Origin of the sequence: Paracoccus sp. J56, from assembly GCF_019633685.1 — a bacterium.
Classification (GTDB): Bacteria; Pseudomonadota; Alphaproteobacteria; order Rhodobacterales; family Rhodobacteraceae; genus Paracoccus; species Paracoccus kondratievae.
This window is the reverse complement of sequence record NZ_JAFL01000010.1, coordinates 72,029-86,921: the sequence shown is the minus strand read 5'-3', so window position 1 is coordinate 86,921 and position 14,893 is coordinate 72,029. Positions and strand designations below refer to the sequence as shown.

Below are 14,893 nucleotides of genomic sequence, written 5' to 3'. Positions count from 1 at the left end.
ACGACAGGGCGCGAATATGAGCCGTCTTCCCCCCGCGACCCGCGACCGGCTGGCCGACGCGATCACATTTCATCCGGCCACGGCCGAAGCACGCTTGCTGCGCGAGGCGCTGGGGCGCTTTGCCACCGGCGTCACCGTCGTTACCACCGCCGACCCGCAGGGCCCGATCGGGATGACGGTGAACAGTTTTTCCAGTGTCTCGCTTGAGCCGCCGCTGGTCCTGTGGTGCCCGGCCCGCTCTTCGACCCGGCACGACGCGTTTGCCGGGGCCAAGGCATGGTCGGTCCATATTCTGGGCTCGGAACAGCTGGAAACCTGCCTGCGCTTTACCCGCGGCGGTCGCCAGTTCGAAGGGCTGGAGACCGCCGAAACCGCCGAGGGCGTCCCGGTTATCCCCGGTGTTGCCGCGCGTTTTGACTGCGCCGCACATGCCGTGCATGAGGCTGGCGATCATTCGGTGCTGATCGGCAGGGTGCTGCGGGTGACCGTGGCCGGACCGGGCGACCACCCGCTGGTCTTTGCCGCCGGACGTTTTGGCCAGTTCCAGCCCGACGCAGGCTAACCGCGCTTTAACCGCCGCAGCAGGGTGCGTACGATCAGCCGATGCGCCGGTCCTGCAACCAGCATATACGCCCGGCCACAGCGGTTATGCGTCACCACAGATGAAGTGATCGCCAGCTCTGCCCCTTGGGTCGAAATGCAGGTCATCACATCCAGATGCCGCTGCCGCTCGTTCAGCACCAAAAGGTCGGGTGTGGACTGTTCGACCAGAAAAGAACCCAGCTTTTCAGCCACACGCGCGTTGTCGCCAGGCTCTCGACCCGACCCGCCGATACGCCGGACCCCGAACCGCACCGAGACCGCATCGCGGATGCGAAAGGCCAGCCTCATCAGCGGCAAAGGATGGCCGCAGATGTAATTTCATGCTTCAAGCGTGATCGGTGGCTGAAGCCGCCCATCTTTTACTGGTTACGGCAATTCAACTGCTCGCGTGCAGCCACCAGCGGCACGTTGTGGATCTGATCTGCCTTGCACCATGTCTCGCGTCTCCGTCACTGTGCTGCGGACACCAGCCCAGGTGACGCCGTCGACACATAAAACGGACAAACCCCGCAGCCGGGCCTTAGCTGCCCTCAAGCGGGGGCAGCGGCTGCGAAAAGATGTCGTCAATGCGTGGCACCGGTGCCGATGAGGTGGCAATCGCCCGGCCCGGCCCCGACAAGGTGGCGATCTGGCGGGCCAGCTGGGCAATGGCCTGCGACTGGGCGCGAGCTATGGCGGCGGGCCCGTCATTCGTCAGCGGCACCGAGATGTCAAAGCTGCGCGCATGGTTCGCGCCGCCCGCCCCTTCGTTCGAGACGAAATAGCGCCCGCTGAGCCGATAGTTGCCGTCGGCCTGCGCCAGCGCCTTTTCGACCCGCACCTCAAGCCGGCGCTTGGGCGGCTCGGCCAAAGGCCACGGCTCGGCGATCACCGTGGCGCCGGACAGGTCCGAGATGCTGCGTGCCAGCGTCTGCGTAAAGGCACGCTGCGGGGTGTCAGCCCAAAGCTGTTTGGTGTTCGAACGCACCGCCCCGTCTTCGGTCTGCCAGCTAACCTCATCGCCCGAGGCATATTGCGGCAGGGACACGTCCTTAAGCTCGGCCGTGCCCAGACGGTCAGGAACGCGCGCGCCGCTGCTTGGCGGATCGATCAGGTAGCGCGCTGTCTTTTCACCGTTCGAGCAGGCACCAAGCAGGGCGAGGCAGGCGGCAGAAGCAAGGATGAGGCGCATCTTATCGTCCCAGGATGAAAGCTTGCGGATTGCGTTCGATGGTGCGCGCCAGACTGCCAAAGGCATTGGCGGCGCGGCGCATCTCGCGCATCAGGTTGATGGTTTCGTTATTGAAGCTTGACCGTTCGCCATAGGCGGCCATCACGGCATCGGCCCGCGCGGCCAGGGCCTCAAGCCGGGCCGAAAGCTGCGGCAGGCGCTTGGCAGCGTCCGAAACATCCTGCGCTGCCGTACTGGCCGAGGCCAGCGCCGTGTTCAGACTGCCCGCGGCATTGCCGTCGCGCAGATCGTTCAGCAGACCCGAAGCCGCCTGCAGCGTCTCGGACAGGTTCTTGGGCAGTTGCTCGGCGTCCTCGGTCCCCAGCAGGGCACGGACATCGCGCAGAATACCCTCGGCTTCGTTGCCGATGGCGGCAAAGTCCACCGCCTCGATCTTGGCGGCGGCGGCGTCTATCTGATCGACCATCGCTGGCACATCGGCAGCGGCCAGCTTGACCGCCTCGGCGGCGGCAGCAGCTTCGTCCACCATGCGGCGCACCTGACCGACCGCGCCGGATTCGCGCAACTCGGTGGTGACCTGACGGATCTCGCCCGCAGCGGCCTGCGCATCCTCAAGTGTTCCGCGCAAAGCAGCAGGAATGGCGCGGGTGTCTTCGCTGCTGGCGATGGCGGTGATGCTGTTCATCATGTCGGTGGCGGACTTCAGCGCCTCTTCGATCGGCAGATCGCCAACCCGGGCAAGGAAGCCCTGTGCAGTCTCGCTGAAATCCGAAATATCGCCCGGCACCGAAGGGATGATCGGATAGGGCTCGCCCGAGCGGTCAAGCTCGGCCGGGGCGGCCTCGGACAGCGAGACCAGTTCCACCTGCAGCGAGGTACCAAAGAATCCGGCGCTGGCGACCCGCGCACGCAGCCCCGCCTGAACCTGACGGGCAAGGAAGTCCAGCGCGTCTTCATGTGGCGCGTCCTCGGACAGGCCCAGACGGGTGGGGTTGATGACCAGCGTCACCTCTTGCTCGACATGTTCGCGGCCCTGATCGTCGGTAATGATCCGCGCCGCCAGATTGCTGACATGGCCGACCGTCAGGCCCATGAACTGTACATTCGCGCCCTTATCCAGCCCTTTGACCGATTCACCAACACGCATGAGAACGCGCAGCGCGGTTGAGTCGTCCTCGGCCAGCTTGTTCGCCTGCGCGGTGGCCTGATCGGTTTGCAGGGTAAAGACATGCCCGTCCTCGACCGGTCGCCCGCCCGAAGTCAGGGTGGCGAACTCGGCCCCGCCTTGCAGCACCGACGCCAGCGAGTTCACATTCAGCGACAGACCCTGCGCCCCAAGCGAAACGGAAAAGCCCGAGGTATCCCAGAACACCGTATTGGTGGTCAGCCGCTTGTCATGGGGTGCGGCGATAAAGACATCGGCCAAAACGGATTCATCAGTTTCGGACAGGCGCAGGTTCTGCATCTGCCCGACCGGCAGGCCACGGAACATCACCGGCGCGCCCTCGGTCATACCGCGCGAACGTTCCGCCGACAGCACTATCCAGGTGCCTTTCTCGCCAAAGCTGGTCAGCGGCGGCTTGTCGAGCCCCTGGAACCGGGTCTGCGGGTCGTCCGGTTTGTCATCCCAGAACCCTTCGATAAAGGCACCGGTCAGCACTGTATCCAGTCGCGAAATCCCCTGCGCCGAGACCTGCGGCCGCACGATCCAGAACTGTGCCTCTTTGTCGATGAAAGGGGCAAGGTCCTTGTCCACGCGCATATTGACCAGAACCTGCTGAAGATCGTCGGTAAAGCGCACCGATTCGACCTTGCCGACGGTGATCTCGCGGAACTTCAGCGCCGTCTCACCAGGAGTGATGCCGGTTGCATCCTTGAACGCGACCGAGATCAACGTGCCGCGGCTGGCAATCATGTTCCAGCCAACGCCCAGCGTGACAATCAGCGCCAGAATGGGCACCAGCCAGATCAGCGGCAGGCCGGGTCGCACCGGACGAGCGGCGGGCTTGCGGGCAGGATCAGCAGGTTTCAGCGGGGTATTGTCGCTTTGCGTGGGCGAAGGCCTGTCCGTCATTCCTAGTCCTTGCGGCTGCGCAGCGGTAAGCCGCGCCAGATCAGTCTTGGATCAAAACTTTGCGCGGAAAGCATGGTGAAGGCAACTGACAGCGCGAATGAGACAGCTGCCGGTCCCGGATGGATCGAGGCAACAAAGCCAAGCTGCACCAGTGCCGACAGGATCGCGACGACAAAGACGTCGATCATCGACCAGCGGCCAATGAATTCGACCACCTCATAAAGATGCAACCGCTTATGCGCCGCGCTTACCGTTGCCGGCCGCCCCGCGACCAGCGCCAGCCAGCTGATGGAGACAAATTTGGCGATCGGCACGATGATCGAGGCGATAAAGACAATCGCCGCAACACCATAGTTGCCATAATGCATCAGCTCGACCACCCCACCCAGAATGGTGGATTCGCTGCTGCCCTTGATCCCGCCCAAGGTTGAGGTCTTGAGCATCGGGAACATGTTCGCCGGAATGTAAAAGATGAATCCGGCCACCAGCCAGGCCCAGACCGCGTTCAGACAGCGCCGGTCAGGCGGCAGCAGCTCTGCGCCGCAACGCTGGCAGATCGCCTCGCCTTCCGGCCAGACCCGGCCGCAGCTGCGGCAGCCAACCAGCCCGGCGCGATGGGCGGTCAGGATCGGTCCGTCATGCGTGCTCATGCGCGGATCTCGGGCGTCATTTCGCGCCCGTCCGTGGCAACACCGGCGTCCTCGATGGCGTCCCAGATGGTCGCAGCACTGGTAAAGGCGTTGCTGGCCGCATTGACCACGATCAGCCCGCAAAAGGCCCAGAAGGCCGGGCCGAAACTGATATTTGCCAGCCCGCCCACCTTGACCAGCGCAAGCGCCGTGCCGATGACAAAGATCTCGGCCATGGACCACGGCCTCAGCGCCTCGGACAGGCGAAAGGCCGGGACGGCATGGGCATAGGGCGGGCGTCTGCGTGACAGGGGCCAAAGCGTATAGACCAAAAGCACCGCCCGCAGCACCGGAAGCCCGATGATCGAGCCAAGCAGCGCCACCGTCAGCGGCATCAGCCAGCCGTGGGAAAAGGCCAGTGCCACCCCGAAAAGCGAGGTCTGGTTGCCAAACCCCATGCGCGAGATTTCCAGGAACGGAAAGAACACCGCCCCGACCATCAGCACCAGCGAGGTAAAGGACAGCGCAATGATGCGGGTAAAGGCACCTGCGCGCGGACTGGCCAGCACGGTATTGCAGCGTATGCAGCGCGCAGTTTCGCCCGGCTCAAGCTCGCGCTCGATATGCAGCGCGTCGCAGCGCGGGCAGGCAATCAGCCCCGCGCCGGTGGTCAGATCATATGTGCCTTCGCTCTGCATTCCGTCAGAATATCGGGCCGCCGCCGCTGCGCAAGACGCGACAGAAGCGTGACAGAAGCGATTCGGCACCGGTGACATTGGCGCACCAGGCCACCCGCGCAGGGCTGAATAACACCGCTCGGCATGGCAGACATGATATTTAAAAGAAATCATGTACTTGAACGCGCCCTCATCACCCCACATGCAGGAAATACATGGTATTTGAAGCGTTAACTGGATTTTCACCGCGTTGCGAAAGACCTTCCCCGGCGAGCAGAGAAAGGGAAAGTTCATGGCCGGCAACGGCGGCGGCGCGCCAATCATCATCAAAAGGGTCAAAGGCGGAGATTCGGGCGGCCATCATGGCGGCGCCTGGAAAGTTGCCTATGCGGACTTCGTGACCGCCATGATGGCGTTCTTTCTGCTTATGTGGCTGCTGAACGCCACGACTGAAAAGCAGCGCAAGGGGCTGGCGGATTATTTCAACCCGACCATCGTCCAATCGGTGCAAAGCGGTCGTGACGGCCCCTTCGGCGGTGAGATTCAGGATGCCGAAACGAATTCGGGACAGGGTGCGGGCGCATCGCGCGACACCTTTCTTGCCCGCGCACTTGAAGAGCAAGAGGCCGAGTTCGAAAAGATGGCCCGCCATATCCAGAGCCAGCTGACCGGCAGCGGGGCAGAATCCCTGCAAAAGGTCAATCTGCTGCGCCATGTCATAACCCGCATGACAGACGAAGGGTTGGTGATCGAGCTGACCGACCTGGTGGACGAGCCTCTTTTTGTCGGCGACAGCGCCCAGCCCACCCCAACGATGATCGAGCTGTCCCGGATTTTGTCGGACATTCTTGGCCGGGTCCGAAATCAGGTTGCGGTCAACGGCCATGTGCGCGCCTATCCCGAAATGCTGATCCACTCTCCGGTCTGGGCACTGTCGGACGCGCGCGCCCATACGCTGCGCAACCTGCTGGAAGTGGCCGGCTTTGACGAAAAGCGTATTCAGCGCGTCACGGCCTTTGCTGATCGGCGCAACCGCTCTGTCAATCCAATGGACCCGAGCAACAACCGGATAGAGGTGATTTTATTAAGATGACCCGGCCAGATCGGGTGCCGTTAGGAGCATGTTAACCCGAGACGGGCAGACTTCCTACAAGAACGACTCATACAGGGTGACAACAGAATGTCGATTTCATCTGCCCTCAGCGCCGGGGTTTCGGGGCTGGCCGCAAACTCTACCCGCCTGGCGAATATTTCAGATAACATCTCGAACTCAGGCACCTATGGCTACAAGCGCGTCAATACCAGCTTTGAAAGCATGGTGATCAACCAGGCCCGGGGCGACGGATTTTATACCGCTGGCGGGGTGCGCGCCAGCAGCAGCCGCGCGATTGATCAGCGCGGCAACCTCGTGTCAACCTCGCATCCGCTTGACATCGCCATTGCGGGCCGTGGCATGCTGCCGGTACTTGATGCGTCGTCGGTACGCGCAGGCGAAGGTACAACATCATCCAACCTGCTCATGACCTCGACCGGGGCATTCCGGATTGATGAACAGGGCTACCTGCGCACCGATTCAGGTCTGGTCCTGACCGGCTGGCCAGCAAATAGCGACGGCACCATCCCTGCGCAGTCGCGCAATTCGGCTGGCGGGTTGCAGCCAATCATGATCAACGCAAGCCAGACCGCCGCCGCGCCAACCACACGAATCAACCTGGGCGTCAACCTGCCCGCGGATGAGGCGGTGGGTGATGCGGCCGGCACCGCACGCAAGGTCGAGGTCGAATATTTCGGCAACCTCGGCAATTCGGAAAAAATGGAGATCACCTTCAAGCCGGATGTCTCCGGCACGGCGGGGGCACGAACGAACCGCTGGACAATGGAGATCCGTGATAAGGCGATTACCGACGATCCGTCCACCCCGGATGATGAGTCGCTGATCGGCGTCTACACTCTGGAGTTCGACAATAGCCAAAGCGGCGGCGGCACCTTGTCGAAGGTTACTACCGACGCCGGAGGCGCCTATGATCCTGAAAAAGGTACACTGACGGTTCCTGGTGCGAACGGCCCTATGACCATCAACCTTGGGCGCTATGGCGACAGTCAGGGCCTGACCCAGCTCAGCACGGATTTCACATCCGCCAATGTGACCAAGAATGGTTCGCCCGTCGGCAGCCTGACCGCGCTTGAAATCGACGAGAATGGCTCTCTGCAGGCAACCTATGACACCGGCTTCACCCGTACCTTGTATCAGGTTCCGCTGGTGGACGTTCCGAATCCAAACGGTCTGATCGCAATGGACAACCAGACCTACAAGATCTCACCTGAATCAGGGGCCTTCTACCTTTGGGACGCAGGCGATGGCCCGACCGGATCGGTCGTGGGCTATGCACGCGAAACATCAACGACCGATGTCGCAGCAGAGATGACCGATCTGATTCAAACCCAGCGCGCCTATACCTCCAACGCCAAGATCATTCAGACGGTCGATGAGATGTTGCAGGAAACAACAAACCTCAAGCGCTGACGCTGATCGGGACGATCTCGGACCATCCCGCATTATAGAAAAGCAAGGATTTGTTTATGAGTATTTCATCGGCTATCTCAAACGCCGTATCGGGCCTGACCGCGGCTTCGCGGGGCACCGAGGTCGTCTCTGCCAACATCGCCAATGCATTGACTCCCGGCTATGCACGCCGGGAGCTGAACCTTTCTACCCGCTCCCCCCAAATGGGCGGCGGCGTGCACATCGGCGGTGTCAGCAGGCTGATCAACAAAGGACTGCTTGCCGATAACCGGTTGGCTAAGGCAAGTTTGGGTGCCTCGGAAACCACTGCCGCCTTTCACGCCGCTATGGAAAAGACCTTCGGGGCCGGAACTGAGCGCACCTCGCTGGTTCAGGCCCTGACCGATTTTGAAACCGCGCTGACCAGCGCCGCATCGCGTCCGGACAGCGAGGCGCGCCTGTCGGGCGTGGTCGATGCAGCCGGAGCACTGGTTAAAAAGATCAACGACATTTCGGCGTCGATCCAAAAGGAACGCGCAAAGGCAGACAAAACCATCAGCCAGGACGTAACACGGGTAAACGATGCGCTCGAACAGGTGGCAAAGCTGAACAGCCAGATCGTCGTCCTTGCCGCCCAAGGCAAGGACACCGCTTCCTTGGTCGACGCACGTCAGGCCGCGATTGACGAAATTTCGGGCATCTTGCCGCTTCGCGAAGTTCCGCGTGAAAATGGTCAGGTCTCGCTGTTCACACCAGGTGGAATGGCGCTGTTGGATGGCACCAAACCGGTGCGAATTGGTTTCAGCGCCGCCCCGGGCATCAGTGCCGGGATGTCGGTCGAGAATGGCGACCTTTCCGCTCTGACCTTTGACGGCACCCCCCTCACCGCCGCGCAGCAGGCAATGTTGGGCAAGGGCAGCCTTAGCGCAAATTTTGCCATCCGTGATCAAATCGCTCCCGCCTTCCAACAGCAAATCGACGCCTTCGCGCGTGAGATTTATGCGCGCTTTTCCGATCCCGCCCTCGATTCGTCGCTGACTGAAAATGATCCGGGGCTGTTCACAGATGCTCAACACGCGCTTGATCCCGACAATGAGCCCGGTTTCGCCAGCCGTATCGCCCTCAACTCTTTGGTTGTCCCCGATCAAGGTGGGCAATTGTGGCGGCTTCGGGCTGGGATCAATGCCGATGGGCCGGGCGACGCCGGGGAAAGCGAACTTCTGAGCCGTCTGGCGAAAGCAATAACAGATACCCGAAGCCCGGCTTCGTCCAACCTCTCTGACACACAACGCAGCTTGCAGACGCTTTCCGCTGAGCTTTCCTCGAAAGCGGCGACGAGCCGGCTGACTTCGGAAGCAACCGCGCTGCAAGACCGTTCGCGCCAGTCCGGCCTCAAGGAAGCACTTCTCGCTGACGGCGTAGACAGCGACAAGGAAATGGAAAGCCTGCTGGCCTTGGAGCGCGCCTATTCGGCTAATGCCAAGGTCTTTCAGACCGCTAATGACATGCTTGACGCTATCCTGAGGTTGACATGAGCTCTTTCTCCTCCATCGGCGATCTCACCCGCCCGCATCAACTCCGGCTGGGTCAATATACGTTAAAGGCCAAGCTCAACCGCCTGACTCAGGAGGTCACCACAGGCATCAAGTCGGATATTGCCAAGGCCGTCGGCGGTGATCTATCGGAAATCTCGCATATTGATTCGCGCTTGAAAATACTGACCACGCTTCAGCAGAATGCCTCAGAGGCCGGGATCCGGCTGGAGGCCATGCAGTTGGCATTGGGTCAAGTCCAGTCCCTGACGGACGACCTTGGTCCCAAGCTCCTTGTCGAGGCAGAAAATCTTGAGCCCAGCGACCTGATCTTGCGGGCTCAGGATGTCGAACAAAGCCTCCGTCAGGTGTTCAACGCACTGAACGGTAATGTAGGCGGTCACTATGTTTTCTCGGGTACGCGAAATGATCGCGCACCGCTCGGCGGCTTTGAAACCATGCTGTCCGAACTGAAAACTGCTGTCGCGGGGGCGACAACTGCGGCTGATATCACCAAAAAAATTGACGCCTGGTTCGACGCCCCAGCCGGAGAGGGCGGCTTCACCGACCTGATCTACCAAGGTGCAGATGCTAAAGGTCAGCAGGTTCCTATCTCATCAGAACACCATACCGGCAGCCGTTTGACTGCAAATTCTCCAGAACTGCGGGACGCATTAAAAGGTATGGCGATCATGGCCTACATTGCCTCGGCCGGCCAAACCATTGACGCGACCAACCTTCGAGAACTCTTCACCGAGGCCGGCGGCCTGCTCATCAAAGCAACTACCGGGTTAACCAGTGCCCGAGCTGAATTAGGTCAGCAGCAAGCGCGGGTGACGCAAGCGCAAGCCCGGAATGCTGCCGAAGTGACATCATTCTCAATCGCGCGCAACGCCCTGATCGGAGCAGATCCTTTTGAGGCCGCAACAGCGTTAAAAGAAACCGAAGCAAGCATTGAAAGCCTCTACATCCTCACGAACCGGCTTTCCCGCCTTAGTCTGACGGAGCACCTGTCGTGAGGTTTCTTTGCCTTCTTCTATTGCTGCTTGGCATCATCCATCCCAGCTTTGCCATGCCGGTCCGCATCAAGGATCTGACCAATGTCGATGGCGTCAGAGGCAATGATCTGGTCGGCTATGGCCTCGTCGTCGGCCTCAACGGCTCCGGCGACAGTCTGCGCAACGCTCCCTTTACCGAAGAAATCATGGCTGGTCTTCTGGAACGGCTCGGCGTGAACGTAACTGACGAAGCATTTCGGCCAAAGAACGTTGCAGCAGTGATCGTGACAGCCACACTGCCTCCTTTTGCCCGAACCGGATCACAGATTGATGTGAATGTGGCCGCGATCGGCGACGCGAAAAGCCTTTTGGGCGGGACTCTGGTGATGACACCGCTGAACGCCGCCGATGGTGAAATCTATGCCGTCGCACAAGGCGCAGTACTAGCCGGCGGGGTCGAGGCCTCGGGTGCTGCCGCTTCCGTCGTGCAGGGCGTGCCAACGACAGGCATGATCCCGTCTGGCGCCAGAATCGAAAGAGAGGTCGCCTTTGACTTTTCACAGATGACCAATCTGCGTCTGGCACTAAGAAATCCCGATTTTACCACTGCAGCGAGGGTGGAGGCGGCGATCAACCAAAAGCTCGGCCGGGGCCTGGCCGAAATGATCGATTCAGGGACTATTGCCATCGACCTTACATCCCAAGGCCGTCTGAATCCGGCGCGCATGATGGGCCAGATCGAGAATATCGTCGTCGAGCCAGAAACCGCTGCCCGGGTGGTCATAGATCACAAGTCCGGCACCATCGTCATGGGGAAAGATGTCCGCATTTCGCGCGTGGCTGTATCACAGGGCAACCTGTCGCTGCAGGTGCGCGAAACTCCCGTAGTGTCGCAGCCCAACCCCTTCGCCCCGGGTGAAACTGTCGTAGTACCTCGGACAGAGGCTGCCATCACTCAGGAACCCGGAATCGGTTTTGCCGAAGTCACTGGAGAATCATCTCTTTCTGATGTTGTTGCTGGGCTCAACGCGCTTGGCGTTCGCCCACGCGACATGATCGACATTCTGAAAACGATCCACGCCGCCGGCGCGCTGCACGCCGAATTCGTCGTGAACTGAGCAGCTTACGACACTGCAGATCGACGATAATGGATTCCCACGCCAGCAGCGCCCGGTCGGGTAGGGAACACGTCAGCTTCGACGGATCACAGGATCGGTATGAAACTACTGAGCTGGCTATCATACTGCTCAAGCACACCTTCGGCGATGTCGTGCAGAACGCCATGCAAGGACAGGTTTCCTGTTTCCACGGCTTCCTTCACGAATGGAAAGGTCATCATGTTTTCGAGAGAAATCAGCACTGCCTGCCGTTCAAGCGCGCGAATTTGCTTCTCGGCCGGTAGGGACGCAATACGTTCATAGCCGGGACGCAAAATATCCATCCATCGTCCAACGAAGCTCGATTTTTCTTCCAACTCGGGTGCATGACCTGAACACATTGCGTGACAGCCCTGAACACCGCCGCAGTTGGTATGTCCGACGACAACAATATGCGCGACCTTAAGCGTATTGACTGCATATTCGATCGCAGCCGAGGTGCCGTGCTGCTCTCCGTCAGGCGCATAAGGCGGGACCAGATTGGCAATGTTGCGGTGAATGAAGAATTCGCCGGTGTCCGCGCCAAAGATCGAGGTCACATGCACCCGCGAATCACAGCACGCGATGACCATAGCCCGGGGGTGCTGACCGTCCTCGGCAAGGCGGCGATACCAGACCTTGTTTTCAAGAAAGGTTGTCGCACGCCATCCATAATAGCGTTGGATCAGATACTGCGGCAGGGGACGTGCTTGCTTCATCGTTTCCTCATCTGTCAGCCGCGACTTGATAACCGCAGAACCCGTAAAGTTCGAGCGTTTTGGCACCATCCTCATAACCTTTTCTTGAGGGATTGGTGCCAGTTTCCACCTCAACTTTTATGACCCGACAAATGAGCGGCTATGACCAGGATTTCAGTTCTGACTGTAAGTGAGGCCGCGCGGATAGATGTGCAAAGGCTTGAGCAAATCATACAGGAACTGGGGGAAATCGCAGCCGGTCAGATCATCGGCATGGCACTTGAGCAGATGGCCCTGACCTTGCATCGTACCGTCTCTGCGTTCCAGAGGGGTGATCCGGGGATGATCGTCGCCCATGCAGACAAACTTTCCCGGCTGGCCTGGCAAATGGGGATGGTGACACTGACAGCTGTCGCCATCGATGTCGGGGCCTGTGCCGAGCGGCAGGATTACACCGCCCTCGCCGCCACCGTCGGTCGCTTGGAGCGAATCGGAAACCATTCGCTGACCGAACTGTGGGACTTGCGAGAGACACCATGAAGCTCAGCCCTTGCAGCCCCCGACCCGGGCGCTAGGCTGTGGTCAGAAATGCAAAACAGAGCATATCAATGACACCCGAATTCGCGGACCCGAGTACCTCTTCGCTACCCCTATGGCTGATTCGCCAGGGCGAGAACGAACCCGTTTTGCCTCCAGAGCTTGGCTCTGTGGCAGCGAACTGGGCGAAGGCGCAGGGTTTCATCGGCAGGCCGGGGCAAATCTGCCTTCTGCCCTCGGCCCAGGGCGGGATCGAAGGGGCGCTTTTCGGCATAGGCCCGGCACCAAAACCATCCAGCCGACCAGCACGCGAGCGCTTTTCACTGGCACGGGCAGCCGAGGCGCTGCCCCCAGGCAGCTGGCGGATTGCAAACCGGCCTGACGGGTTCGATCTGACCAACGGCGCGCTTGGCTGGCTTTTCGCACAATACCGCTTTGACCGTTACAAGCGAATCGAACCGCCGAAAGCCCGGCTCATATGCCCCGAAGAGCTGGAGCCCAGGCGATTGATCGCCATGGCGGCGGGCGAATATCTGGCACGCGACCTGATCAACACCCCCACCTCGGATATGGGCCCCGACGAGCTTGAGCAAGCCGCCCGCGCGCTTGCCCAACGTCATGGTGCAGCGGTCGAGGTGATCCACGGCGAAGATCTGCTTACCGCGAATTTCCCGATGATCCATGCGGTCGGCCGTGCCGCCGCGCAGGCACCGCGGCTGATCGACCTTCGCTTTGAGGGCAAGGGGCCACGGCTGACGCTGGTTGGAAAAGGCGTCTGTTTCGACACGGGCGGGCTCGATATCAAGCCCCCTTCGTCGATGGGGCTGATGAAAAAGGATATGGGCGGCGCGGCCAATGTCCTGGGCCTGGCCGAGACGCTGGCCCGCCTGGGCCTGCACCAGAGCATGCAGCTGCGCGTTCTGATCCCGGCAGTGGAAAATGCCATTTCCGCCAATGCATTCCGCCCCGGCGACATCCTGACCAGCCGCAAGGGACTGACGGTCGAGGTGAACAATACCGACGCCGAGGGCCGGCTCGTGCTCGCCGACGCATTGGCGCTGGCAGATGAAGAGGCGCCCGATCTGCTGATCTCGATGGCAACGCTGACCGGCGCGGCCCGCGTCGCACTTGGCCCTGAACTGCCGCCTTTTTTCTGCGACAGCGATGCAGTCGCGGCGGCAATCCAGTCGGCCGGGCTTTCCCACGATGATCCGGTCTGGCGCATGCCGTTTTGGGAACCGTACGAGGCGATGATCGAACCCGCCATCGCCGATCTCGACAACGCGCCATCGGGCGGCTTTGCGGGCGCGATTACGGCCGCCCTGTTCCTGCGCCGCTTTACTGGCCAGGCCCGGGCCTATGCGCATTTTGACATCTATGGATGGCACCCCAGCACCGCGCCCGGCCGACCCAAGGGCGGCGCGGGTCAGGGTATGCGCGCCCTTCTGCATGCCCTGCCGGAGATTTTGTCATGACCGCACCCGACCGCCGCCTGACCCCGGCGACCGAGCGGGTCGCGTTGGAAACATTGCGCGGCACCCTGCAGCGCCCCAGCTATACGGCAGGAGAGCCAGCGCGTCTGGCAGTGCCGGTGGCCGATCTGTGCCGCGCACCGCGAGGCGCGCGCGACCGTCAACTGAACTTTGGCGCCGATCTGACTGTGATTGAACGACAGGGGGACTGGGCCTTTGTCCAGGCCACATCCGATAGCTATTGCGGCTGGGTGCAGGCGGCTGGGCTCGGCCCGCAACACCCGGAAATTACCCATCGCCTCAGCGCCCCCGCGAGCCACGCCTATACCGGGCCGGACCTGAAAACGCCCGAAACGATGCATCTGTCACTGGGCGCACGGCTGTCGGTGACCGGGATAAAGGACGGCTTTGCCCGGTTGGCGCAAGGCGGCTGGGTCCCGGTCCAGCATATCTCGGACCGGCCCGAAGCCGACCCTGCGGCGGTGGCCGGGCGTCTGCTCGGCACGCCCTATCTCTGGGGCGGCAACAGCCGCTGCGGGATTGATTGCTCGGGTCTGGCGCAGGCGGCACTAAGCGCCTGTGCGATCCCCTGCCCCGGCGACAGCGATTTGCAACGGAAAGCCTTTCCCGAGATAGGGGACGAGATTCGCCGCAACGACCTGTTGTTCTGGCCCGGTCATGTCGCCCTTGCACTGGATTCGCAGCGTATAATTCATGCCACCGCCTATGCCATGGCGGTGATCATCGAGCCTATCGCCGAAGCTGTCGCCCGAATCGATACGGCTGGGAACGGGCCGTTTCTTGGCGCCCATCGCCCGCCACCACCGGGAGGGGCCACCTATCCCTGACCCCCTATAACAAAG

15 protein-coding genes are annotated in these 14,893 nt (G+C 61.2%); 9 read left to right on the top strand and 6 right to left on the bottom strand.

Features of this window, described 5'->3' with window-relative positions:
• The first annotated feature begins 16 nt into the window (after positions 1–16).
• The gene (locus tag M511_RS09430) at positions 17–562 is read left to right on the top strand and encodes a flavin reductase FerA (RefSeq protein WP_085502024.1); all 546 of its coding nucleotides are present in this window, start codon (positions 17–19) and stop codon (positions 560–562) included.
• Here M511_RS09430 and M511_RS09425 read toward each other — a convergent pair.
• From M511_RS09425 to M511_RS09405, 5 genes are all read right to left on the bottom strand, one after another.
• The gene (locus M511_RS09425; RefSeq protein WP_085502023.1) at positions 559–891 is read right to left on the bottom strand and encodes a DUF2867 domain-containing protein; all 333 of its coding nucleotides are present in this window, start codon (positions 889–891) and stop codon (positions 559–561) included. The genes M511_RS09430 and M511_RS09425 overlap by 4 nt on opposite strands.
• A gap of 232 nt (positions 892–1,123) precedes the next feature.
• Positions 1,124–1,774 carry a PqiC family protein gene (locus tag M511_RS09420; protein WP_010391852.1) on the bottom strand — a complete coding sequence of 217 codons (651 nt, stop codon included), beginning with the start codon at positions 1,772–1,774 and terminating at the stop codon, positions 1,124–1,126.
• Position 1,775: 1 nt separating this feature from the next.
• Positions 1,776–3,848 (bottom strand): PqiB family protein, encoded by a 2,073-nt coding sequence (locus tag M511_RS09415; RefSeq protein WP_010391854.1) that lies wholly within the window; start codon positions 3,846–3,848, stop codon positions 1,776–1,778.
• 2 nt (positions 3,849–3,850) lie between these two features.
• Complete coding sequence (locus M511_RS09410; protein WP_085502022.1) at positions 3,851–4,498, bottom strand: paraquat-inducible protein A; 648 nt, start codon at positions 4,496–4,498, stop codon at positions 3,851–3,853.
• Complete coding sequence (locus M511_RS09405; protein WP_010391859.1) at positions 4,495–5,175, bottom strand: paraquat-inducible protein A; 681 nt, start codon at positions 5,173–5,175, stop codon at positions 4,495–4,497. The genes M511_RS09410 and M511_RS09405 overlap by 4 nt, the downstream gene beginning before the upstream one ends.
• 271 nt (positions 5,176–5,446) lie before the next feature.
• On the opposite strand from M511_RS09405, the gene M511_RS09400 reads away from it, so the two are divergent.
• The 5 genes from M511_RS09400 (at position 5,447) to M511_RS09380 (ending at position 11,305) form a co-directional block, all read left to right on the top strand.
• The gene (locus M511_RS09400) at positions 5,447–6,247 is read left to right on the top strand and encodes a flagellar motor protein MotB (protein WP_085502021.1); all 801 of its coding nucleotides are present in this window, start codon (positions 5,447–5,449) and stop codon (positions 6,245–6,247) included.
• Between the two features lie 87 nt (positions 6,248–6,334).
• A complete protein-coding gene (locus tag M511_RS09395; RefSeq protein ID WP_085502020.1) occupies positions 6,335–7,678 on the top strand; it encodes a flagellar hook protein FlgE in 1,344 nt (447 codons plus the stop codon).
• Positions 7,679–7,734: 56 nt separating this feature from the next.
• Positions 7,735–9,192: a flagellar hook-associated protein FlgK gene (flgK, locus tag M511_RS09390; protein WP_085502019.1), complete on the top strand. Its 1,458-nt coding sequence runs from the start codon at positions 7,735–7,737 to the stop codon at positions 9,190–9,192.
• Positions 9,189–10,208 (top strand): flagellin, encoded by a 1,020-nt coding sequence (locus M511_RS09385; RefSeq protein WP_085502018.1) that lies wholly within the window; start codon positions 9,189–9,191, stop codon positions 10,206–10,208. The genes flgK and M511_RS09385 overlap by 4 nt, the downstream gene beginning before the upstream one ends.
• Positions 10,209–10,261: 53 nt before the next feature.
• The gene (locus M511_RS09380; protein ID WP_240547585.1) at positions 10,262–11,305 is read left to right on the top strand and encodes a flagellar basal body P-ring protein FlgI; all 1,044 of its coding nucleotides are present in this window, start codon (positions 10,262–10,264) and stop codon (positions 11,303–11,305) included.
• Between the two features lie 86 nt (positions 11,306–11,391).
• Here M511_RS09380 and M511_RS09375 read toward each other — a convergent pair whose 3' ends face one another.
• Positions 11,392–12,042 (bottom strand): carbonic anhydrase, encoded by a 651-nt coding sequence (locus tag M511_RS09375; protein WP_010391872.1) that lies wholly within the window; start codon positions 12,040–12,042, stop codon positions 11,392–11,394.
• Between the two features lie 141 nt (positions 12,043–12,183).
• On the opposite strand from M511_RS09375, the gene M511_RS09370 reads away from it, so the two are divergent.
• From M511_RS09370 to M511_RS09360, 3 genes are all read left to right on the top strand, one after another.
• A complete protein-coding gene (locus M511_RS09370; protein ID WP_085502016.1) occupies positions 12,184–12,561 on the top strand; it encodes a hypothetical protein in 378 nt (125 codons plus the stop codon).
• Between the two features lie 68 nt (positions 12,562–12,629).
• Entirely contained in the window at positions 12,630–14,033 is a 1,404-nt protein-coding gene (locus M511_RS09365) for a leucyl aminopeptidase family protein (protein WP_085502015.1), read from the top strand.
• Positions 14,030–14,878, top strand: coding sequence for a C40 family peptidase (locus tag M511_RS09360; RefSeq protein WP_085502014.1), 849 nt, complete (start codon positions 14,030–14,032; stop codon positions 14,876–14,878). The genes M511_RS09365 and M511_RS09360 overlap by 4 nt, the downstream gene beginning before the upstream one ends.
• Positions 14,879–14,893: the final 15 nt, after the last annotated feature.

What these genes read in the sequence shown, in the direction of transcription:
- M511_RS09430 (WP_085502024.1), top strand. Translation starts at nt 17, where the DNA reads ATGAGCCGTCTTCCCCCCGCGACCCGCGACCGGCTGGCCGACGCGATC.
- M511_RS09425 (WP_085502023.1), bottom strand. Translation starts at nt 891, where the DNA reads ATGAGGCTGGCCTTTCGCATCCGCGATGCGGTCTCGGTGCGGTTCGGG.
- M511_RS09420 (WP_010391852.1), bottom strand. Translation starts at nt 1,774, where the DNA reads ATGCGCCTCATCCTTGCTTCTGCCGCCTGCCTCGCCCTGCTTGGTGCC.
- M511_RS09415 (WP_010391854.1), bottom strand. Translation starts at nt 3,848, where the DNA reads ATGACGGACAGGCCTTCGCCCACGCAAAGCGACAATACCCCGCTGAAA.
- M511_RS09410 (WP_085502022.1), bottom strand. Translation starts at nt 4,498, where the DNA reads ATGAGCACGCATGACGGACCGATCCTGACCGCCCATCGCGCCGGGCTG.
- M511_RS09405 (WP_010391859.1), bottom strand. Translation starts at nt 5,175, where the DNA reads ATGCAGAGCGAAGGCACATATGATCTGACCACCGGCGCGGGGCTGATT.
- M511_RS09400 (WP_085502021.1), top strand. Translation starts at nt 5,447, where the DNA reads ATGGCCGGCAACGGCGGCGGCGCGCCAATCATCATCAAAAGGGTCAAA.
- M511_RS09395 (WP_085502020.1), top strand. Translation starts at nt 6,335, where the DNA reads ATGTCGATTTCATCTGCCCTCAGCGCCGGGGTTTCGGGGCTGGCCGCA.
- flgK (WP_085502019.1), top strand. Translation starts at nt 7,735, where the DNA reads ATGAGTATTTCATCGGCTATCTCAAACGCCGTATCGGGCCTGACCGCG.
- M511_RS09385 (WP_085502018.1), top strand. Translation starts at nt 9,189, where the DNA reads ATGAGCTCTTTCTCCTCCATCGGCGATCTCACCCGCCCGCATCAACTC.
- M511_RS09380 (WP_240547585.1), top strand. Translation starts at nt 10,262, where the DNA reads ATGCCGGTCCGCATCAAGGATCTGACCAATGTCGATGGCGTCAGAGGC.
- M511_RS09375 (WP_010391872.1), bottom strand. Translation starts at nt 12,042, where the DNA reads ATGAAGCAAGCACGTCCCCTGCCGCAGTATCTGATCCAACGCTATTAT.
- M511_RS09370 (WP_085502016.1), top strand. Translation starts at nt 12,184, where the DNA reads ATGACCAGGATTTCAGTTCTGACTGTAAGTGAGGCCGCGCGGATAGAT.
- M511_RS09365 (WP_085502015.1), top strand. Translation starts at nt 12,630, where the DNA reads ATGACACCCGAATTCGCGGACCCGAGTACCTCTTCGCTACCCCTATGG.
- M511_RS09360 (WP_085502014.1), top strand. Translation starts at nt 14,030, where the DNA reads ATGACCGCACCCGACCGCCGCCTGACCCCGGCGACCGAGCGGGTCGCG.